The following is a 19436-nucleotide window of genomic DNA, read 5'->3' as shown; positions in this document are numbered from 1 at the left end:
TCCTTACTTCACTTTCGTGAAACAAATGCTACCGTCCCTGCATGGCGCCCATCGTCGCGCACCCCGCTCCGAGCGCGGCACCGCGGCCATTCGTCTCGGCTCTCATCCGCACCTACGCGGCCATGCTTGTCGTAGCCGCCCCGCTCCTCGCGCTCCTGCTGACCCCCGGCCTCATGCGCAGCCGCGTCGCTTGGTTCGGGGGCAGCTCATGGATCGGCATCGTCGGCTTCGAGGTGCTCTCGCTGCTCGCCGTCCTGGCGTCGGTCGTCGTGTCGGCTGCCGTGGCCGGCGCGGCAGGTCGGTGGCGTCCCCGCACGGCGTGGGCCAGGTCCCGCGACCTGCGTCGGCGGCGACCCGGGAGGTGGTGGCGGCTCGCAGGCGAGGCGTTCGGATGGTTCCTCGCCTCACAGCTGGTGGGCGGCTAACTCGCCTGGCTGGCGCCCTACATCTGGCGGGACCCCGCGGGCGGGTGGGTGCTGGACTACACCAATTACGCGATGCAGGCGATCGGCATGTATCTCGTCATCTGCTTCGCGGCGGCGTGGTTCGGCACCCGCATGCGCCAGGACGTGCTCACGGTCGAGTCGGGCCCCGAGAACCGTGCCTGATCCCGTGAGGCTCGCCGGCTCGCCTCATGCCGGTTGCGTCATACGGGCGGGCCCGGTCGTGTCGGCTCGCTCCGGGCCAGCCGGGTGGCGTGGTGGGTGCGCGTGCACCACCGCCGGGCCGGAGGGCGTCACGGAGGCCCGAAAAGTTGCGGAAGTGAAGTAGATTCCGTCTCGATCAGTCCCTCCACCCCTTCGAAGGTGAGCCCGTGTCCGACGAGTCGCGTCCGGAGCCTCCCTCGGGTGCGCCCAAACGCCGGGGCAAGGCCCCGCGCAAGCACACGGTCGGCCGCGTCATCCTCATCAGCGCGGTGGTGCTGGCACTGGTCACGGGCCTGAGCACGGTCTACTTCATCCGCCACCTCAACGGCAACATCGAAGGGCTCTCGCTCGACGCCCTCGGCGACGACCGTCCCGAGGAGGTCTACACGGGCAACGGCGAGCCCCTCGACATCCTCGTGATGGGCTCGGACTCCCGCGACTGCGAGGGCTGCGGCCTCGACTCGGAGGGCGGCGGCGGCTCCGACACCACCATCCTGGTGCACCTGTCCGCGGACCGCTCCCGGGCGTACGCCGTGTCGATCCCGCGCGACTCGATCGTCGACCGGCCCGAGCAGGGCTGCGACTCCCCGGCCCAGACCGACGTGATCTGGAACGCCGCCTACGCCGTCGGTGGGCCGGTGTGCACGCTCGCGCAGGTCGAGCAGATGACCGGCATCCGCGTCGAGCACTTCGTGGTGGTCGACTTCGCCAGCTTCGGCGACATGGTCGACGCCGTCGGCGGGGTGCCGGTGTGCGTGCCCGAGGACCTCGTCGACAAGCCGCACCAGATCTTCGTGCCCAAGGGCAACCCGTCGGTCCTCACCGGCGACGAGGCCCTCGACTACGTCCGCGCGCGCTACGTCGGCGAGCTGGTCCAGCAGAACGACATCTCGCGCATCCGGCGCCAGCAGGAGTTCATCGGCGCCCTCGTGCGCGAGGTGATGTCGGCGGGCACGCTGACCCGCCTCGACAAGGTCGTGCGCTTCCTCGACGCCGCGACCAAGTCGCTGCAGACCGACGAGGAGTTCGCCTCGGTGACCCGCCTGGGCAAGGTCGCGATGCAGGTGCAGAACATCGGTCTCGACCAGGTCAAGTTCGTCACGCTCCCGACCGAGTACTACGCCAGCGACTCCGAGTTCCGCGGCAAGGTCTACTGGACGCCGGCGGCCGACCGCATCTGGGAGCTGCTCAACCAGGACAAGGTGCTGCCGCCGAAGCTCATCAAGGGCACCTCCGTCAGCGCCGAGGGGCCACCCGGGGCGTCGACCGCGTCGCCCGGCGGCGAGACGGAGTCCGAGAGCCCGGAGTCCGAGAGCCCGGATTCCGAGAGCCCGGAGTCGGAGAGCCCGGAGTCGGAGAGCCCGGACAGCACGACCGAGACCGCCACGCCCGAGCCCCCGGTCACGACGGAGCCTGACCCCATCCCGGGTGTCTGCGCCTAGGCCCGAGCCCGCCGTGCACCCCGACGACGACTCCGACCACCAGTCCGGCACCGGTGCCGCCGACGGCTCGGGCCCGGCGCCCGAGCCGGAGTGGAGGCGTCGCCGGCGCCTCGCGGCGGTCTTCGGCGAGGGCGCGCCTGAGCAGACGAGCGACGACCGCGACCCCCGCGAGGACCGCCCGGGCAAGGACGACGACTGGTATCGCGCCCAGGTGCCGCCCCACCACGGCTGAGGGGCGCGCCGCCTCGCGCGGGGTGAGCGGGACGGGTGGGTCAGACCGCGCCGCCGCGGGCGCGGAGCAGGTCGCGGATCTCCTCGAGCAGGGCGACGTCGGGCGCGGCTCCGGCCTCCTCGGTGGGGAAGAAGCGCTCGCGGGCCTTGGTGTAGGGCAGCACGATGAAGAAGTAGACGACCGCGCCCATGATCAGGAACGCGATGAGGGCGTTGAGGAACGCGCCGAAGGTGCCGGTCTCGGTGCTGAAGAAGTCGTCGGTGTCGGGCAGCAGGCCGGTGAGCCACTCGGTGAAGGTGGTGACCACCGCCGCGAAGGCGAGCGCCATGATCAGGCCGGTGGCGATCTCGATCAGGTTGCCCTTGAGGATGAATGCCTTGAAGCCGCTCATGCTGTGCTCCTCTGCTCGGGGCCCCGGGAGAGGAGCCACTGACGAGTCGAAGCATCCACGCTAACGCTGCCACGACACGCTCAGGAACTGCGTGAGCGCGGCGCCTGCGATCCGCACCGCCTCCTCGGCGCTCGCGCCGACCACGACCAGCGCGCCTCCCGAGCCTCCCACCGGCCCGTCGGGCAGGCCCCTCGGCGTCGCGAGGACCGTGACGTCGCCTGCGACGAGGGTAGCCTCGCCGGTGCCCGGGTCGGTCGCCAGCAGGTCGACCTGGTCGCCGGCGCGCAGCAGCGCGGCCACCCCCGCATCGGGCAGGCGCACCGGCACGATCGTCTGGCCGGGCTGCGCGCGCGCCAGGCCGGGACCGACGAGGCGTACGTCGGTCACCACCTCGCCGCGGCCGATGGGCGCGGCCAGCACCCGCCCGGCCGCCGCGCTCGCCGCGCCGGCCGGGGCGAGGCCGGCGGGATAGGCACGCACGGCGAGGTCGTCGGCACCCAGCCGGGTGCCCGAGGGGAGCTCGCGCGCGGCGACGAGCACCTCGACCGTCTCGGGTGGCGGCGGCGCCCACGTGCGCACCGCCGCCAGGGCGGCGACGGCCGTGAGCGTCGCGGCGATCAGCCGACGGCGGCGCCGCAGCTGGTGGCGTACGGCGCGCAGCCGGCGACGTGCCGGCGGGAGTCCCGGGAACATGCTCCGACGCTAGGCCGGAACGCCCGGCTCGCGCCGGGCCTGTCCACAGGGGTCAGTCGGAGGACGAGGACGACGACGTCGTCGACGAGGACGACGTGGACGTGGACGACGTGGAGGACGCGGGCGATCCGGACGACGTGGTCTTCGAGGACGCGGAGTCGGACGAGCCCGAGGAGCCGGACGGGCTCGACGACGCCGCGGTGGTCGAGGCGGACCCGTCGGTGCGGCTGTCGGTGCGGCTGTCGGTGCGGTAGAAGCCGGAGCCCTTGAACACCACGCCCACGGCGTTGTAGAGCTTGCGCAGCCGGCCCTGGCACTCGGGGCAGACGGTCAGCGCGTCCTCGCTGAAGCTCTGGAACTGCTCGAAGGAGTGGCCGCACTCGGTGCAGGCGTACTGGTAGGTCGGCATGTGTGGGTCCTCTGACAGCGACGGGGTGGAGCGACGGTGGTGCGGTGATCGGCCGGGCCGGCGCGACGCGCTGGCACTCGAGCCCTTCGACTGCCAATGGTACGGCACAATGGCCCGGACATGAGCGAGCCTGCACCCCCCACCGACCCGACGGCCGCCACGGAGCCGTCCCCCGAGCCGGCCCGGCGTTCGCGCTGGCAGTCCTTCCGCCGCGCCCCGAGGGCGGTGCGCTGGACGGCGTGGACGGCGCTCGGCCTGGTGGTGCTGCTCGTGGCGCTCGCGGCCGTCACGGTGGTCGTCGTACGCCGCCCGCTGCCGCAGGCCGATGGCGAGATCGAGGTGCCCGGCCTGTCGGCCTCCGTCGAGGTGCTGCGCGACGAGCACGGCATCGCGCAGGTCTACGCCGACACCGACGCCGACCTGATGTTCGCCCAGGGGTTCGTGCACGCCCAGGAGCGCTTCTTCGAGATGGACTTCCGGCGCCACGTCACCGCTGGCCGGCTCTCGGAGATCTTCGGCCCCGACACGCTCGAGACCGACAGGCTCATCCGCACGATGGGCTGGCGCAGGGTCGCCGAGCGGGAGTGGGCCCTGCTCGAGCCGGCCACCCGTGACGCGCTCAGCTCCTACGCCGCCGGTGTCAACGCCTACATCGGCGACCGCCGCCCGTCCCAGCTCGCGGCGGAGTACAGCGTGCTCGGCCTCACCGGCCTCGACTACACCCCCGCCGAGTGGGACCCGATCGACTCGCTCGCCTGGCTCAAGGCGATGGCGTGGGACCTGCGCGGCAACATGGAGGCCGAGGTCGACCGGGTGCTGCTCTCCCTCGACCACACCGCGGAGGAGGTCGCCGCCCTCTGGCCCGACTACCCCTTCGACGAGCACCCGCCGATCGTCAGCGGCGGCGGCGTCGTCGACGGGGTCTTCGAGCAGAACGCGTCGGGCAACGCGACCCGCAACCCGCGCCGCCCGGCCTACCCGCCGGCCGTCGTCGACGCGCTCGAGCGGGTCCGCGACCGGCTCGACGCGATGCCCGCGCTCATGGGCAAGGGGCGCGGCATCGGCAGCAACTCGTGGGTGGTCGACGGCGAGCACAGCGCCACCGGCATGCCGATCCTGGCCAACGACCCGCACCTCGGCATCAGCCAGCCCGGCGTCTGGATGCAGATGGGCCTGCACTGCCGCGAGGAGGCCGCCGACTGCACGCTCGACACCTCGGGGTTCACCTTCTCCGGCGTGCCGGGCGTCATCATCGGCCACAACGCCGACATCGCCTGGGGCTTCACCAACCTCGGTCCCGACGTCACCGACCTGTTCCTGGAGCAGACCGAGGGCGACGACCGCTACGTCCGCGACGGCGCCACGGTGCCGCTGCAGGTGCGCACCGAGACCATCGGGGTGCGCGGTGAGGACGACGTCGAGCTGCGGGTGCGCGAGACGGTGCACGGCCCGCTGATCAGCGACGTGTCCTCGGAGTTCGCGACGGTGGGCGCCAACGCGCCGACCGACGAGCCGGGAGACCGGGGGAGCGGCTACGCCGTCGCGCTGGCCTGGACCGCCCTCGACCCCGCCCCCACCGCTGACGCCATCCTCGCCCTCAACCGCGCCTCCGACTGGGACGAGTTCCGGGCGGCCGCCGCCGACTTCGCGGTCCCCGCGCAGAACCTCGTCTACGCCGACCGCGAGGGCCACATCGGCTACCAGTCCCCGGGCCGCATCCCGATCCGGCGCGGCGGCAACGACGGCACCATGCCGGTGGAGGGCTGGATCAGCGCCAACGACTGGACCGGCGACTACATCCCCTTCGACGGCCTGCCCAGCGTGCTCGACCCCGAGGAGGGCTACCTCGTCACGGCCAACCAGGCCGTCATCGACGAGCGCTACCCCTACCTGCTGACGAAGGACTGGGACTACGGCTACCGCTCGACGCGGATCCGCGAGGTGCTCGAGACCGAGGGCGAGCTCTCCGTCGCGGAGATGGCAGACCTGCAGCTCGACTCGGCCGACCCGATGGCCGAGACGCTCGTGCCCTACCTCCTCGACGTCGAGCGCCTGCCCTCGCCCTACTACCGCAATGCGCAGAACCTGCTGCGCGACTGGGACTTCACCTCCCCGGCCGACAGCGCGCCCGCCGCCTACTACAACGTCGTGTGGCGCACGATCCTCGAGCGGACCTTCCACGACGACCTGCGCCAGCGCACCTGGCCCGACGGCGGCGACCGCTGGTTCCGCGTGGTGAGCGACATGCTCACCGAGCCCGCCGGGCCGTGGTGGGACGACGCGCGCACCGACGACCGGGTCGAGACGCGTGACGACATCCTGCGCGCGGCCCTCATCGAGGCTCGCGACGAGATGACCCGGCGCCAGTCGCGCGACCCCCGGCTGTGGGAGTGGGGTCGCCTGCACCGGATGAACCTCCGCCACGCCACCCTGGGTGACTCCGGCGTCGCGCCGGTCGAGCGGTTCTTCAACCGCGACGGCTGGGAGGTCGGCGGCGGCTCGTCCATCGTCGACGCCACGTCGTGGAACGCCGTCGACGGCTTCGAGGTCACGGCCGCCCCGTCGATGCGCATGGTCGTCTCGCTCGCCGACTGGGACGACTCCCGGTGGATCAACCTCACCGGCGTCTCCGGCCACCCGACCTCGTCGCACTACACCGACCAGACCGAGCTCTACGTCGACGGCCAGACCCTGCCGTGGGCGTGGAGCCGCGAGGCCGTCGAGACCGCGACCGAGCACCGGCTGACGCTCGTCCCCGCGGCCGACTGACGCCCGGGCGCGCCGAGACGGCTCACCGGGTGAGTCGGACGACCCCGCTCGACGTGAGCGCGAAGCCCACCGGGACGTCGTGGGGGTCGGTCGGCACGGCGAGCCCCACCTCGTCGTCGTGGAGCAGCACGGCGACGGGCGTGCCCGCCGGCACCCGCGCCAGCGCGCGGTCGTAGGAGCCGCCGCCGCGCCCGAGGCGGTCGCCGGTCGGGGACACGGCGAGCCCCGGCACGATCACGACGTCGGCGGTGCGCACGCCGTCGACGCCGAGCCGTGGCCCGGCCGGCTCGTAGAGGCCGCGGGCGGCCCTGACGAGGCCGTGCTCCCCGGTGTGGACGGCCCAGTCGAGGTCGTTGTCGGGCCGCAGCACGGGCAGCAGCACCCGGGTGCCGGCGGCCAGGAGTGCGTCGAGCAGGTGCCCGGTGCCGGGCTCGCTGCCCACCGAGACGTACGCCGCGACGGTGCCGGCGTGCCGGACCGGCTCCCACGACCGCGCGACCTCCGCGACGGAGGCCGCGAACGCGGTGCAGGCCTCGAGCGGGCGACGCCGCCGGGCCGCCAGGACCTGGTCGCGAAGGGCGGTCTTGGCCGCCGAGTGTCCTGCTCCCACACCCGCAGCCTACGATCGATCCATGGCAAGCAAGGGCAGTGCGCAGGGCCTCCAGCTCGCGCGCCAGAAGATGCGCGACGCCGGCGTCGACGAGGTCGCGATCGACACGTTCGCGCACTACTACCGGCTCCTCGAGCACGGCGAGACCGGGATGATCCCCGAGGCCTCGATCGAGCCCCTCGACATGGAGTCGCTGGACGACGTCGAGGTCCCCGAGGAGGTCGGCGCCGAGGCCATCCGCAGGACGGCGGTCATCAAGCTCAACGGCGGGCTCGGCACCTCGATGGGGATGGACCGCGCCAAGTCGCTGCTGTGCGTGCGCCGCGGCCTGAGCTTCCTCGACATCATCGCCCGGCAGGTGCTGCACCTCCGCAAGGAGCACGACGCCACGCTGCCGCTGATGTTCATGAACTCCTTCCGCACCTCCGCCGACACGATGGCGGCGCTGGCGCGCTACGAGGACCTGCCGGTCGACGGCCTGCCGCTGGAGTTCCTGCAGAACAAGGAGCCCAAGCTGCTGGCCGCCGACCTGATGCCCGCGGCCTACCCCAAGGATCCCGACCTCGAGTGGTGCCCGCCCGGCCACGGCGACATCTACACCGCGCTGCGCGGCACCGGGCTGCTGGCCCGGCTGCTCGACGCCGGCTACCGCCACGTCTTCGTCTCCAACTCCGACAACCTCGGAGCCGTGCCCGACGCCCGGGTGGCGGGCTGGTTCGCGCAGAGCGGAGCGCCGTTCGCGATCGAGGCGGTGCGGCGTACGCCGTCGGACCGCAAGGGCGGCCACTTCGCGCGCCGCAAGGCCGACGGCCGCATCGTGCTGCGCGAGTCGGCCCAGACGCTCGACGCCGACAGGGAGGCGCTCGCCGACCTGAGCCGGCACCAGTACTGCTCCACCAACAACCTGTGGTTCGACCTGCAGGCGATGGTGGAGGCGCTCGACGCGCGTGGCGGCATCCTGGGCCTGCCCCTGATCAAGAACGTCAAGCACCTCGACCCGGCCGACCCCTCCACGCCGGAGGTCATCCAGATCGAGACCGCGATGGGCGCCGCGATCGAGGTGTTCGAGGGGGCCCGCACCATCGAGGTGGGTCGCGACCGCTTCGTGCCGGTCAAGACGACCGACGACCTGCTGGTCCTGCGCTCCGACGTCTACGACCTGCGTCGCGACTACGTGCTCGACCAGGCGGGTGAGCAGGTGCCCTTCGTCTCCCTCGACGGAGACTTCTACAAGCTCGTGCGCGACTTCGACAAGCGCTTCCCCGAGGGCGCGCCGTCGCTGCGCGAGGCGGGGTCGTTCACGGTCGAGGGCGACTGGACCTTCGGCCCCGGCGTCCGTGTCGTCGGCGACGTGTCGCTCGCGGCCCCGGCCGCCCAGCGGGTCGAGGCCGGCGCGGTGCTCGGCGAGCAGCCGGATGGCACCCGGCCCGACGACCAGGGCAGCGATGGCTGACCTGCTGCCCGTCGCCGACTACGTCGAGCGCATCCTGGCCACGGTCTCCCCACTTCCCGCGTTCCCGCAGCCGCTGATGGAGGCGCTCGGCCTGGCGCTGGCCGAGGACGTGGTCGCCCCGATCTCGCTGCCGAGCTTCGACAACTCCTCGATGGACGGCTACGCCGTGGTCGCCGAGGACGTCGCCGGCGCGAGCCAGGACGCTCCCGTCACGCTCCCCGTCGTCGGCGAGATCGGCGCCGGGCGGTCCTCGATCCTGGCGATCTCGCCCGGCTCGGCGGTGAAGATCATGACCGGCGCACCGGTGCCGGCCGGCGCCACGGCGGTGGTGCCCTACGAGTGGACCGACCGCGGCGTCGCGTCCGTGCGCATCACCCGCGCGGCGGCTCCGGGCCAGCACATCCGGCCGACCGGCGACGACATCGCCGAGGGCGACATGCTGCTGGAGGAGGGCACCGTCCTGGGGCCGCGCCACCTCGGGATGCTCGCCGCCGTCGGTCGTTCCACGGTGCGTACGCGCCCGCGTCCGCGGGTGGTCGTGATCTCCACCGGCTCCGAGCTGCGCGACCCCGGCACCCCGCTCGGTCGCGACTCGATCTACGACGGCAACTCCTACCTGCTCGCCGCGGCGGCGCGCGCCGCCGGCGCCATCGCCTACCGGGTCGGGATCGTCCCCGACGAGGCGCACGCCTTCACCGAGGCGCTCAGCGACCAGCTCGTCCGCGCCGACCTCGTCGTCACCAGCGGTGGCGTGAGCGAGGGCGACTTCGACGTCGTCAAGGAGTCGCTGTCGCACCACGGGTCGATGTGGTTCGGAGGCGTGGGCATGCAGCCCGGCAAGCCCCAGGGCTTCGGCACGGTCGGCGAGGACGACACCCCGGTCTTCACCCTCCCCGGCAACCCGGTCTCCTCCTACGTCTCCTTCGAGATGTTCGTGCTGCCGGCGATCCGCCGGATGATGGGCAAGCTGCCCTACGTCCGCCCCGCCGGCCGCGCCCGCCTGACCCACGGGCTGTCCTCCCCGGACGGCAAGGTGCAGCTGGTGCGCGGGCTCTACGAGACCGACCGCGGTGGTGCCTTCGTCTCACCCGTCGGCGGCCACGGCTCGCACCTGATCGGCGACCTCGCGGCTGCCAACTGCCTCATCGAGGTGCCGGCCGCCACGACCGCGATCCCGGCCGGCGAGATGGTCGCCATCCGCCGCCTCGACGAGGAGTTCTGATGGACGACCCCCGGCTGACCCACGTCGACGAGCACGGCGCCGCCCGCATGGTCGACGTCGGCGACAAGCCCGTCACGACGCGTACGGCGTCGGCGAGCGGCCGCGTGCTGGTCAGCCCGGCCGTGGTCGAGCTGCTGCGCGGTGAGGGCGTGCCCAAGGGCGACGCGCTCGCGGTCGCCCGGATCGCCGGGATCATGGGGGCCAAGCAGACCCCCGCGCTCGTCCCGCTGTGCCACCCGCTCGCGATCTCCGGCGTCACCGTCGACCTCGAGGTGGCCGACGACGCGGTCGAGATCGCCGCGACCGTCCGCACGACCGACCGCACCGGCGTTGAGATGGAGGCCCTCACCGCCGTGTCGGTGGCCGCGCTCACCGTCGTCGACATGGTCAAGGCCGTCGACAAGGCCGCGACGATCACCGACATCCGCGTCGAGACCAAGACCGGTGGCCGGTCGGGCTCGTGGACCCGGTGACGCGGTGGCAGCGGTGAGCCTCCCGGCCGCGGTCGTCGTCGCGTCCAACCGCGCCGCGGCGGGCGCCTACGCCGACGAGACCGGCCCGGTGATCGTCGCGTGGCTGCGCGAGCAGGGCTTCGACTGCGGCGAGCCGGCGGTCGTGCCCGACGGCGACCCGGTCCGCGACGCCATCGCCGCGGCCGTCGCGGCCGGGGCCCGCCTGGTCCTCACGACCGGCGGCACCGGACTCACCCCCACCGACCGCACCCCCGAGGCCACGGCGCCGCTGCTCGACCGCGAGGTGCCCGGGATCGCCGAGGCGATCCGCGCCGCGGGCGTGGCCCAGGGCGTACCGGCCGCGATGCTGTCCCGCGGCCTCGCCGGCATCGCCGGGCAGTGCCTCGTCATCAACCTCCCGGGCTCGCGCGGCGGCGTGAAGGACGGGCTCGGCGTGCTGGAGCCCGTCGTGCGCCACGCCGTCGAGCAGGTCGTGGGGAGCGACCACTGAGCGCCCCGGGCTGGCCCGCCCGCCTGGAGTCGGAGGGGATCGTCGTGCGCTCGCTGCGCCGGAGCGACGCCGACGACTGGCAGGCCGTGCGCGCCCGCAACCACGACTGGCTGCGCCCGTGGGACGCGACCGTCCCGCCAGGCTCCGCGCCGCGCCCCTCGTCCTACAAGGTCGTCACCCGCACCCTCCTCCACCAGGCCCGGCAGGGCCTGTGCCTGCCGTTCGTGATCGAGGTCGACGGCCGGTTCTCCGGACAGGTGACGGTCAGCAACGTCGCTCGCGGCTCGGCGCAGTGGGGCTCCATCGGCTACTGGGTCTCCGCCGACGTCGCGGGCCGGGGAGTGGCGCCGCGTGCGGTCGGCATGGTGATCGACCACTGCCTCGGTCCGGTGCGCCTGCACCGGCTCGAGATCTGCATCCGGCCCGAGAACACCAACTCGCTGCGCGTGGTGGAGAAGCTGGGGCTGCACCAGGTGGGCTACGCCCCGCGGTTCCTCCACATCGACGGGGACTGGCGCGACCACCGGATCTTCGCGATCACCGCCGAGGAGGCGCCGGAGGGTGTGCTCGCGCGGCTCGGAACACACCAGTCACAGCAGTAGTTCTGCGACACACCACTTGACATCCGTCCCGGTCACGCTCCACGCTCATACGCTTCGACCGTGGACCTGAGCGCTCTCATCTTCGTCGCCCTTGCCGTGGCGTGGGCCGTCTACCTGATCCCCAAGGCCCTCAAGCACCACGACGAGGTGGTGCGCAGCCGCTCGGTCGAGAAGTTCTCCCACACCATGCGCGTCCTGGCCCGCCGTGAGCCCGTCGACCGCCGCAACGCCCGGCTGGTCGTCTCGCCGATCCGCACCGGGCTGCGGCCGCCGGTCGAGACCAAGGCCCGCACCCAGGCCCTCCCCGACGCCGACGCGGCGTCCGCGGTCGTGTCGACCTCGATCACCACCGAGGTGACGCGCGAGGTCACCGCCACTTCGTCCCCCTCCTCTTCCTTTGCGGCCGCGGCCGTCCCCGGTCGTACGCCCTCGCGCCGACCGTCACCGGCCGCCGAGCGGGCGTCCGCACGCCGCGCCGCCAAGCGCCGCCGCAACGTGCTCGCCGTCGTGCTGCTCGCCAACCTCGTCGTCATCGGGCTGGCCGCAGCCCGCGTCGTCGCCTGGCCGTGGGTCGCGGTCCCGGCCGGCGTCCTCGTCGCCTGGCTGGTCGCCTGCCGGGTCTCGGTGCGCGCCGAGCGGCGCCAGCGCGCCGCCCGCTCCGCCCTCGAGGTCGGCGTGCCGCCGGTCGTCGAGGAGGAGCTCGACGCCACGGGTGAGATCGCGGTGACGCCGCCCTCGCCGCGCACGCCCGACGTGACCGTCGAGACCGTCGAGCCTGCCGAGGCGGGGGACACCCCCGCCGCGGCGGACGCCCCGGCCGTGCTCACCGGTGAGGTGCCGGTCGTCGGCGGCTGGGACATGGTGCCCACCACGCTGCCGACCTACGTCGGCAAGCCGGCGGTGCAGCGGCGCACCGTCTCCACGATCGACCTCGACTCCACCGGCGTGTGGTCCAGCGGCCACCACGACGGCGACTCCGCCCTGGCCCGCTCCGCCGAGCAGTCCGAGAAGTCGGCCCGCGACGCCGCCGAGACCCGCCGCGCCAGCGGCGCCTGACCCCTCCCTGACCCCTCCCGGCCCCGTCCCACCCCCATCCCACCCGGACGTCATGGGAATCCCCGGTCCCGACCGGGCGCCCGCATGACGTCCCGCCGGGGGGATTGGGTGGGCGCCGACGCGCTCGTGTATCTTTGCGACGCGCCGTGAGGCGTTTGGGGCTGTGGCGCAGTTGGTAGCGCGTCTCGTTCGCAATGAGAAGGTCAGGGGTTCGAATCCCCTCAGCTCCACCACGTACGCACAGCACCGCCCGTCACCTGCCTGCACAGGTGGCGGGCGGTCCTGCGTCTGCGGCGGGGTCAGGTCCCCAGGGCGGTGAAGCTCACCGCGGTCGCGAGGAGGAGCTGGTCGTCCGCGACGGCCTGGCGAGTCAGGAGCATCGCCGCGGCACCGCTCTCGCCGTCTCGCAGCGCGGCGTGGAGGTGCGTCATCACCTCGGCGGTCGCGTGGTCGTGCACCTTGACCAGGCTCGAGACGACGCCGGCACTGCCCATCGCCAGCAGGCTCACGCTGAGGCCGAGCAGCTCGTCGGCGCCGACGGGCTGCATGTCGCCGGTCTCGCACGCCGAGAGCACCACCCGGTGCGGCGGGCGGGCCAGCCGCTCGAGGTCGTGGACCATCAGCGGACCGTCGGCGAGCTCGATGGAGGAGAACAGCGGGTTGTCCTTGCGGAAGCTGCCGTGCGCCGCGATGTGGACGAGCGCGGCGCCGTCGATGCCGGCCAGGCAGGCCTGGACCGTCGCGGTGTCGCCGGCCAGATGGGCGGCGTCCGGGTCGTGGCGTCGGAGGGTCTCGACCTCGGCGCCCCCGGAGGCCAGCCCCGGGCCGACGATGAAGCTGCGCCGGTCGCTGGCCGGACGTCGGCGCGACGCGCGCAGCCACAGCCGCGCCGACGGCGTGCTCGACACGGCCCGGTCGGTCAGCGCCGGGAGCAGCGCCCAGGGGAGGCGCTGGAGCTGGTTGGGGGCCGAGACCAGCACCGGCCCCGAGCCGGGCACCGCCTGGTCGCCGAGCAGCGCGGCCTGGAGGCGGGCGCCGGCCTGGGCGAGCGCGACCGACTGCCCCCGCCCGGCCCGGGTGAGCAGGAACCGGGCGTACTCCTGGGCCTGCACCGCCTTGGCGAGGTCGCCGACGTGCACGAGCCGGGCGCGCCCGCGGTGTGCCACCACTGCGTGGAGGTCGCCGTCGAGGGTGAACAGCTCGACGAGCGTGGTGTCGTGCTCGGCCAGGGTGTCGAGCAGCTCGGACACCTCGGCGCGCGCACCGTCCGCACCGGCGGGGTCGTGGGCACCCGACGCCCGTCCGCTGCGCAGCAGGTGCCTCTCGCGGATACGGCGCTCCAGATCGGCGATGCGGCGCTCGAGGTGCGCGGTGGGCTGTCCGGCGTCGCGGGCGGAGTTGGCCTGCTGGGTCTGCGACCGCAGGGCGGCCAGGTCACGGGCGGTGTCGACGTCGCGGTGCACGACGCTCGGCGCGTCCACGACGGTGCCCCGCCAGCGCTCGGTCCAGTGCAGCACCTGGCGCGGACGGCCCGCGGCCAGCGCCGAGCGGAGACCGAGCGTGGCCAGCTCCTGCCCGCGCGCGGAGGCGAGGGCGCGCAGCTCGTCGCTCCCCAGCAGGCTCTGGTGCTCCGCGATGGCGGAGAGCCCCCGCTCGCAGGCGCGCAGGGTGGCCGCGGTGCGCCCGGCAGCCATCTGCCGGCGGGCCGTGGCGAGCCATCCGAGCGCCCGGGTCAGGGCCGCGTCGTGCCGCTTCGCACGTTCGGCCTCGCGCAGCAGCTCGTCGGCGAGGCCGGGCTCGGCGTCCCCGACGATGGTGGCCGCCAGGAGCAGCACCTGGACGTGCTCGGGGATGCGCAGGCGCCGTGACCGCTCGACCAACGCGAGGGCGTCTCGCCGCAGCGCCGGCGACGTGCGTCGGCTGCGAGCGTGCCGGGCGGTGAGGGCCACCAGCTGCACGCGTGCGGCGAACCACTCGCGTCCCTGGTGGGTGAGGATCCGCGCGGCGCGAGACGCCGTCGACTCCGCACGGTCGTGGTCGCCGGCGGCGAGCGCGACGCGGGCCTGGACGCTGAGCAGGTCGGCCTGCTCCTTGGCAGGCCACGATCCCTCCTCGAGCGCCGACGCGACGCTCTCGCGCGCCTCCGGCAGCAGCCCGGCGGTGAGGTAGGCGGTGCTGCGGTCGATGACGAGGTCGGCTGTCGTCGCGCCCGTCTTGGCGAACGCCTCGGCGGCCTCGCCCAGCAGGGCGAACGCGCGGGGCAGGTCGCCGGCGAGGTAGGCGACGTAGCTGTGGTTCTGGACGGTGACGGCGTGGGTGAAGTCGTCGCCGAGCTCGGTGCTGATGCGTCCGGCCAGGGCGAAGTGCCGGTCGGCGGCCTCGAGGGCGCCGCGGAACAGGCACGCGTAGCCCAGCAGGTTGAGCGCCCGTGCGTGCCACACCTGGTCGCCCTCGGCCGCGAACCGCTCGACGGCCCTGGTCATGTCGGCGGCGCCCTCGTCGAAGCGGCCCTGCGCCGTGATGTAGACCCACCCGCGCCGCGTCAGCGCAGTCGCGCGCTCCGTGCCGCGAAGGACCGCGATGGCCGCGTCGAGGTGCTCGAGGCCCTCCCGGGTCCGTCCGGCCGTGGCGAGGGTGCCGCCGAGCGTGGCCTGGACGTCGGCCCGGCGCGTGCGGCTGCCCGCCTCCTCGGCAAGGCGCATCGCGGTGCGCAGCTCGCGCAGCGCCCGCGGCAGGTCGCCCTGCTCACGGTGCGCGATGCCGAGGACCTGACGGGCGTAGGACAGGGTGATCGGGTCGCTGCTGCTGCGCACCAGGTCGTGGGCGCGCGCCCGTGCGCCGGCGAGGTCGACGAACATCCCGCGCAGGAGCTCGGCCGCCTCGTCCTGCGACTGCTTGGCGCGCACGGACCGGTCGGTCAACGGGCCCCCTCTCGCGGGTGCACCCCCGATGCGCGCCCCACCGGGATCCTACTGACGTACGCCGCTCCCCAGGCACGCTCGGCGCCACGTGGACGCGCCGGTGCGCGCAGGCCGTTCCGCGCGGTGAAATCCGACCGCGGCAAACCGTCCTCGCCGCCCCCGAGTGGGTCTAGTGTCCGAGCATGGCTCACGACCACGAGATCAAGGACGACGCCCGTCGCAAGCTGACCGACCAAGTGCTGAACTTCCACGAGGCCAACGGCGATGCCGTGGCGTGGAACACCGAGGCTCCCGCTGACTTCACCTTCCTCTTCGACCCCGATCACCTGCTGGTGCGCACGAGCGCCGTGGAGGCGTTCGAGCGGGCCGTCGCGGCCACCAAGGACGAGCTGCTCGACGGTGAGCTCACGCGGGCCGAGGAGTCGGTCCAGGGCCGGCTGGTCCGCTACCGGCTCCCACCCCGCCGCGCCGGGCTGTCGCTTCCCGACGTCGTGACCGAGCTGCGGCGCATCGGCGACTTCCCGCCGGGCGACGTGACCCTCGACCACTGGATCCACGTCGCGCCGGGCGGTGGCACCCTCTGCCCGGCGATCGAGCCGGAGGAGACGGGCCTGAAGGAGCCGTGGCCGGGGCAGTGCGAGCCCCGCAGGCGCAAGCGCAAGCCGGTGCGGGTCTCGGTGGTCGACTCCGGCTGGCACCCGCCGGCCGCGACGGACCCGCGCACCCCGTGGCTGGCGGGCGTCGAGGGCGACGACGAGCTCAACGGGCCCGACCTTCGCGAGTACGCCGGGCACGGCACGTTCATCGCGGGCATCATCCGCTGCCTCGCCCCCCACACCGACATCTACGTCGAGGGGTTCTGCATCGGCGGCGCCGGCGGCGGGGGCATCCTCGAGTCGCGGATCGTCGACCAGCTCGAGGAGGCCCTCGCCCGCGACGCGAAGGTCATCAACCTCTCCGCGGGCTGCCGCACCCACGACGACCTCCCCTCCCTCGCCTTCGAGGTCTTCTACGAGACCCTGCTCAAGGAGCGCGACTGCGTGCTCGTCGCGGCCGCGGGCAACGACGCGTCGCCCGCCCCGTTCTGGCCGGCCGCTGCCCCGTGGGCGATCGGCGTCGGGTCCCTCGACCATGACGGCCGCGTCTCGAGCTACTCCAACTACGGCGTCTCCGCCGACGTCTACGCCCTGGGACGCAACATCGTCAACGCGTTCCCCGACGGCACCTTCACCTGCGAGGAGACGCCCAGCAAGGGCGACGTCCGGGTCTTCAACACCGGCATGGCGCGGTGGTCCGGCACGTCGTTCTCCGCGCCCGTGGTCGCCGGCCTCATCGCCCGGGAGATCTACGCGTCGGGCTCGTCGGCCGCCGACGCCGCCCATGCCGTGCTGGCGACCAGCGTGTACATGTCCGACCCTGCCGTGGGGCCGCTCCAGGGGTTGCGCCAGCCCTACGACGCCTGAGCCGTACTGCTCGCACACGTCGGTCGTTCGGGTGGCGACACGATCGGCGCCTCCCACGCTGGGCCTGCCCCGAGCCTTCAGGGCGGGCCAGCCAAGACACCCTCGTCCCCGCTAGGACACCCGGATCCGGGTGGTTGAGCGGACATGTGACCGCTTGAGTCGGGGCGCGGACGCCGAGGCCCCCCGCTGCCCCGGCTCAGGCCGAGTCGCCCGTGGGCCCGAAGCGCTCCACCCGGATCGACGCGGGGGCGAGGCCGCACGCGACGAGCAGCTCCTCGGCGTACGCCGCGAACCGGGCCGACCCGCACACGAAGCCGAGCTCGACGCCGTCCAGCAGCGGGGTGAGCTCCTCGACCGTGAACGGTCCGGCGGGCCGGCCGTCCACGTCGGCGCGGGTCCAGGCCATCGTGGCGCCGTGACGCTCGAGCTCGGCGGCATAGGGGAGCTCCTCGCGGCTGCGGCCCACCGCGGCGATGCGCAGCAGGTCGGTGCGGCCCAGCCGTCGTGCCGTGCGCGCCATCGCCACGGCGGGCACGACCCCGGTGCCGCCGACGAGGCACAGGACGGGGGTCTCGGTGTCCCAGACGAACCAGCGGCCGATCGGCCCGCGCAGCTCGAGCACGTCGCCCACCTCGGCGACGTCGGCGAGGAACTCCGAGACCTCGCCGTCCGGCTGCCGCTCGATGAGCAGCTCGAGGAGCGGGTCGTCGGTGTCGGAGGCCAGGGAGTACGACCGCTGGGCCGTGTAGCCGTCGGGGGCACGCAGCCGCACCAGGTAGTGCTGCCCGGGCAGGTGGCGGGGCCGGCCCTCGACGTGCATCCGCAGCCGCACCGTGGTCGGGGTCGGCATGTCCTTGGCGATGATGCGGCCGTCGGTCCAGGCCGCCAGGGGCGCCGGGGCCACGTCAGTCGCCCTGGTAGCGCTGCTCGAGCCACGGGTCGCCGCGGTCGTGGTAGCCGTTCTGCTCCCAGAAGCCCGGCCGGTCCTCGGCCATCAGCTCGAGCCGGGAGAGCCACTTGGCGGACTTCCAGAAGTAGAGGTGCGGCACGAGCAGCCGCAGCGGCCCGCCGTGCTGGCGGGGGAGCGGCTCGCCGTCGAAGCTCCACACCACCCACGCCTTGCCGCCGGTGACGTCGGCGAGCGGCAGGTTGGTGGTGTAGCCGGTGATCGAGTGCGCCATCACGTAGCCGGCCGAGCCCTCGGGCGCCGCGACGTCGAGGAGGTCGTCCACGCTGACGCCGCTGAAGGTGGTGTCGAACTTCGACCAGGTGGTGACGCAGTGGATGTCGCCGAAGAACGTCGACCCGGGGAAGGCGTGCAGCTCCGACCAGCTCCACGTGTGCGGCGACGCCACCAGCCCGTCGACGCTCAGCGTCCACGTCTCGGCCGGCTGCTGCGGGGTGGCCTCGGCGCTCAGCACCGGCCACGACGACCCGGTGTCGTACTGCCCCGGTGGCAGGCGGCCGTGCTGCGGCTCGGGACGACGGCGGTGGAAGCCTCGGGTGACGGGCATGGTCTGCTCCAGAGGGATCAGGGGACTCGTCCGACAGTCTGCCGCCGCGGCGCCGGTCGTGGGACCCCGTGGGGCGGACTACCGTCTGAGCGTGACCGACTACCAGCGGATCCTCGTGGTCAGCACGCAGGCCGGCGCCGACGAGCTCGCGCGCGTGCGGTCCGGGCTCGGCTCCTCCGCGACCGTCGTCACCGCCCCGACGGTCGAGGGCAAGCGCGTGGTCCAGGCGCTCGGACGCCCCGCCCATCCCGAGGTGCTGCTCGCGCCGGTGCGCTTCCCCGGCGTGGACCGCGGGCACCGGCTCGACGAGGTCGTACGCCGCCACGCGGTCGCCGACCGCTTCCGCGACGTGGTCGTGGTGGCCGACCCGGCGACGATCACGCTCCTGCTGCGGGTGCTGGCCCCCGACCAGCTGCCGGCGTCCGGACCCGTCACCGAGGTCGGCCTGCCGCGTGGGGCGCGCCCGGTGCCGCTGCTCTGGGCGGCCGTCGCCGGCGTGGGGCTCGCGGTGCTGGCCGGGCTGTTGTCGGCCGTCCTGTCGTTCTGGGTGCTGCCCGCCGTCGTCGGGGTCGCCGGCCTGGTGCTGCTGGCGGTGCCCGGTCGGCGGTGGGTCGGGGAGGCGGCGCTGATCGCCGTCGTCGTCTCGCTGGTGGTCTCGCTGTTCGCGATCGTCGGGTCGACGAGGTTCCCGGGCGCCTGGTGACCGACCTGGTGACGACCTGGTGACGACCTGCGGCGTCAGCCCTTGCGCTGGCCGAAGAGCAGTCCGCGACGCATCGAGCGACGCGGCCGCGGGATCGCGGGGGCGGGCCACCACTCGACACAGACGTAGCCGGCGCGGTTGAAGCCCTCGCGGTAGACGAAGTTGTCGCCGCACCCGCACACCCAGCGCTCGCCGAGCTCGTGGTCGTCGCCCCTGGGCGCTCCCTCGGTCTGCAGGCAGACATGAATCATCGTCGAGTCCATCGCAACGCCCCCTCCTCGCGTCGACACCCGGCAGCAGCCCGGGTCGGCCCATCGTCATCGGACGCGAGCGCAAAGAGAATGGG

Annotated in this window: 20 protein-coding genes and 1 tRNA gene; 13 read left to right on the top strand and 8 right to left on the bottom strand. The window is 73.6% G+C overall.

Features of this window, described 5'->3' with window-relative positions; all coding sequences use genetic code 11:
* Positions 1-41: 41 nt before the first annotated feature.
* The 3 genes from JX575_RS16685 to JX575_RS16675 all read left to right on the top strand — a co-directional run bounded on the left by JX575_RS16685 (position 42) and on the right by JX575_RS16675 (position 2321).
* Positions 42-425 carry a hypothetical protein gene (locus JX575_RS16685; RefSeq protein WP_186339189.1) on the top strand — a complete coding sequence of 128 codons (384 nt, stop codon included), beginning with the start codon at positions 42-44 and terminating at the stop codon, positions 423-425.
* A gap of 389 nt (positions 426-814) precedes the next feature.
* Positions 815-2089 (top strand): LCP family protein, encoded by a 1275-nt coding sequence (locus tag JX575_RS16680; RefSeq protein ID WP_186339188.1) that lies wholly within the window; start codon positions 815-817, stop codon positions 2087-2089.
* Complete coding sequence (locus JX575_RS16675) at positions 2076-2321, top strand: hypothetical protein (protein WP_222129337.1); 246 nt, start codon at positions 2076-2078, stop codon at positions 2319-2321. Before JX575_RS16680 ends, JX575_RS16675 begins: the two co-directional genes overlap by 14 nt.
* A gap of 40 nt (positions 2322-2361) precedes the next feature.
* Here JX575_RS16675 and JX575_RS16670 read toward each other — a convergent pair whose 3' ends face one another.
* Genes JX575_RS16670 through JX575_RS16660 form a run of 3 tightly spaced genes read right to left on the bottom strand, consistent with a single transcriptional unit; the run spans position 2362 to position 3814 of the window.
* On the bottom strand, positions 2362-2712 hold the full coding sequence (locus tag JX575_RS16670) for an MscL family protein (protein WP_186339187.1): 351 nt from the start codon (positions 2710-2712) through the stop codon (positions 2362-2364).
* A gap of 60 nt (positions 2713-2772) precedes the next feature.
* Positions 2773-3405, bottom strand: coding sequence for an SAF domain-containing protein (locus tag JX575_RS16665; RefSeq protein ID WP_186339186.1), 633 nt, complete (start codon positions 3403-3405; stop codon positions 2773-2775).
* A 52-nt stretch (positions 3406-3457) separates the two neighbouring features.
* On the bottom strand, positions 3458-3814 hold the full coding sequence (locus tag JX575_RS16660) for an FmdB family zinc ribbon protein (RefSeq protein WP_186339185.1): 357 nt from the start codon (positions 3812-3814) through the stop codon (positions 3458-3460).
* A gap of 120 nt (positions 3815-3934) precedes the next feature.
* Here JX575_RS16660 and JX575_RS16655 point away from each other — a divergent pair, with 120 nt between their 5' ends.
* On the top strand, positions 3935-6583 hold the full coding sequence (locus JX575_RS16655) for a penicillin acylase family protein (RefSeq protein WP_186339184.1): 2649 nt from the start codon (positions 3935-3937) through the stop codon (positions 6581-6583).
* A 22-nt stretch (positions 6584-6605) separates the two neighbouring features.
* On the opposite strand, the gene JX575_RS16650 is transcribed toward JX575_RS16655, so the two are convergent.
* Positions 6606-7193: a 5-formyltetrahydrofolate cyclo-ligase gene (locus tag JX575_RS16650; protein ID WP_186339183.1), complete on the bottom strand. Its 588-nt coding sequence runs from the start codon at positions 7191-7193 to the stop codon at positions 6606-6608.
* Positions 7194-7215: 22 nt separating this feature from the next.
* Between JX575_RS16650 and JX575_RS16645 the strand changes: the two genes are divergently transcribed.
* From JX575_RS16645 to JX575_RS16615, 7 genes are all read left to right on the top strand, one after another.
* Positions 7216-8646, top strand: a complete 1431-nt coding sequence (locus JX575_RS16645) for a UTP--glucose-1-phosphate uridylyltransferase (protein WP_186339182.1) — start codon at positions 7216-7218, stop codon at positions 8644-8646.
* Positions 8639-9868 carry a gephyrin-like molybdotransferase Glp gene (gene glp / locus JX575_RS16640; protein ID WP_186339181.1) on the top strand — a complete coding sequence of 410 codons (1230 nt, stop codon included), beginning with the start codon at positions 8639-8641 and terminating at the stop codon, positions 9866-9868. The genes JX575_RS16645 and glp overlap by 8 nt, the downstream gene beginning before the upstream one ends.
* Positions 9868-10341, top strand: a complete 474-nt coding sequence (gene moaC, locus JX575_RS16635; protein WP_186339180.1) for a cyclic pyranopterin monophosphate synthase MoaC — start codon at positions 9868-9870, stop codon at positions 10339-10341. Before glp ends, moaC begins: the two co-directional genes overlap by 1 nt.
* Before the next feature lie 13 nt (positions 10342-10354).
* Positions 10355-10831, top strand: coding sequence for a MogA/MoaB family molybdenum cofactor biosynthesis protein (locus JX575_RS16630; protein WP_186339179.1), 477 nt, complete (start codon positions 10355-10357; stop codon positions 10829-10831).
* Between the two features lie 44 nt (positions 10832-10875).
* Positions 10876-11433: a GNAT family protein gene (locus JX575_RS16625; RefSeq protein WP_241005218.1), complete on the top strand. Its 558-nt coding sequence runs from the start codon at positions 10876-10878 to the stop codon at positions 11431-11433.
* A 60-nt stretch (positions 11434-11493) separates the two neighbouring features.
* The gene (locus JX575_RS16620; RefSeq protein WP_186339178.1) at positions 11494-12489 is read left to right on the top strand and encodes a hypothetical protein; all 996 of its coding nucleotides are present in this window, start codon (positions 11494-11496) and stop codon (positions 12487-12489) included.
* Between the two features lie 157 nt (positions 12490-12646).
* Positions 12647-12722 (top strand) — tRNA-Ala (locus JX575_RS16615).
* A 66-nt stretch (positions 12723-12788) separates the two neighbouring features.
* Here JX575_RS16615 and JX575_RS16610 read toward each other — a convergent pair.
* Complete coding sequence (locus tag JX575_RS16610; protein WP_186339177.1) at positions 12789-15410, bottom strand: CHAT domain-containing protein; 2622 nt, start codon at positions 15408-15410, stop codon at positions 12789-12791.
* A gap of 182 nt (positions 15411-15592) precedes the next feature.
* Between JX575_RS16610 and JX575_RS16605 the strand changes: the two genes are divergently transcribed.
* Positions 15593-16873, top strand: coding sequence for a S8/S53 family peptidase (locus JX575_RS16605; RefSeq protein WP_186339176.1), 1281 nt, complete (start codon positions 15593-15595; stop codon positions 16871-16873).
* A gap of 196 nt (positions 16874-17069) precedes the next feature.
* On the opposite strand, the gene JX575_RS16600 is transcribed toward JX575_RS16605, so the two are convergent.
* Together JX575_RS16600 and JX575_RS16595 are read right to left on the bottom strand one after the other, a co-directional pair.
* Positions 17070-17777, bottom strand: a complete 708-nt coding sequence (locus JX575_RS16600) for an FAD-binding oxidoreductase (protein ID WP_241005217.1) — start codon at positions 17775-17777, stop codon at positions 17070-17072.
* A gap of 1 nt (position 17778) precedes the next feature.
* Positions 17779-18387: a sulfite oxidase-like oxidoreductase gene (locus JX575_RS16595; RefSeq protein WP_186339175.1), complete on the bottom strand. Its 609-nt coding sequence runs from the start codon at positions 18385-18387 to the stop codon at positions 17779-17781.
* 91 nt (positions 18388-18478) lie between these two features.
* Here JX575_RS16595 and JX575_RS16590 point away from each other — a divergent pair, with 91 nt between their 5' ends.
* Positions 18479-19090 (top strand): hypothetical protein, encoded by a 612-nt coding sequence (locus JX575_RS16590; protein ID WP_186339174.1) that lies wholly within the window; start codon positions 18479-18481, stop codon positions 19088-19090.
* Positions 19091-19125: 35 nt separating this feature from the next.
* Here the strand turns inward: JX575_RS16590 and JX575_RS16585 are convergent, their stop codons facing one another.
* On the bottom strand, positions 19126-19353 hold the full coding sequence (locus JX575_RS16585) for a hypothetical protein (protein WP_186339173.1): 228 nt from the start codon (positions 19351-19353) through the stop codon (positions 19126-19128).
* Positions 19354-19436: the final 83 nt, after the last annotated feature.

The sequence above is a fragment of the Nocardioides sp. zg-1228 genome, from assembly GCF_017086465.1.
In the GTDB taxonomy this organism is placed as follows: Bacteria; Actinomycetota; Actinomycetes; order Propionibacteriales; family Nocardioidaceae; genus Nocardioides.
The sequence above is the reverse complement of the archived record's forward strand: the minus strand, read 5'-3'. Positions and strand labels throughout refer to the sequence as shown.

Bases quoted from the DNA above. Each gene is read 5' to 3' on its own strand.
- JX575_RS16685 (WP_186339189.1), top strand. From the start codon at position 42: ATGGCGCCCATCGTCGCGCACCCCGCTCCGAGCGCGGCACCGCGGCCA.
- JX575_RS16670 (WP_186339187.1), bottom strand. From the start codon at position 2,712: ATGAGCGGCTTCAAGGCATTCATCCTCAAGGGCAACCTGATCGAGATC.
- JX575_RS16665 (WP_186339186.1), bottom strand. From the start codon at position 3,405: ATGTTCCCGGGACTCCCGCCGGCACGTCGCCGGCTGCGCGCCGTACGC.
- JX575_RS16660 (WP_186339185.1), bottom strand. From the start codon at position 3,814: ATGCCGACCTACCAGTACGCCTGCACCGAGTGCGGCCACTCCTTCGAG.
- JX575_RS16655 (WP_186339184.1), top strand. From the start codon at position 3,935: ATGAGCGAGCCTGCACCCCCCACCGACCCGACGGCCGCCACGGAGCCG.
- JX575_RS16645 (WP_186339182.1), top strand. From the start codon at position 7,216: ATGGCAAGCAAGGGCAGTGCGCAGGGCCTCCAGCTCGCGCGCCAGAAG.
- glp (WP_186339181.1), top strand. From the start codon at position 8,639: ATGGCTGACCTGCTGCCCGTCGCCGACTACGTCGAGCGCATCCTGGCC.
- moaC (WP_186339180.1), top strand. From the start codon at position 9,868: ATGGACGACCCCCGGCTGACCCACGTCGACGAGCACGGCGCCGCCCGC.
- JX575_RS16605 (WP_186339176.1), top strand. From the start codon at position 15,593: ATGGCTCACGACCACGAGATCAAGGACGACGCCCGTCGCAAGCTGACC.
- JX575_RS16595 (WP_186339175.1), bottom strand. From the start codon at position 18,387: ATGCCCGTCACCCGAGGCTTCCACCGCCGTCGTCCCGAGCCGCAGCAC.
- JX575_RS16585 (WP_186339173.1), bottom strand. From the start codon at position 19,353: ATGGACTCGACGATGATTCATGTCTGCCTGCAGACCGAGGGAGCGCCC.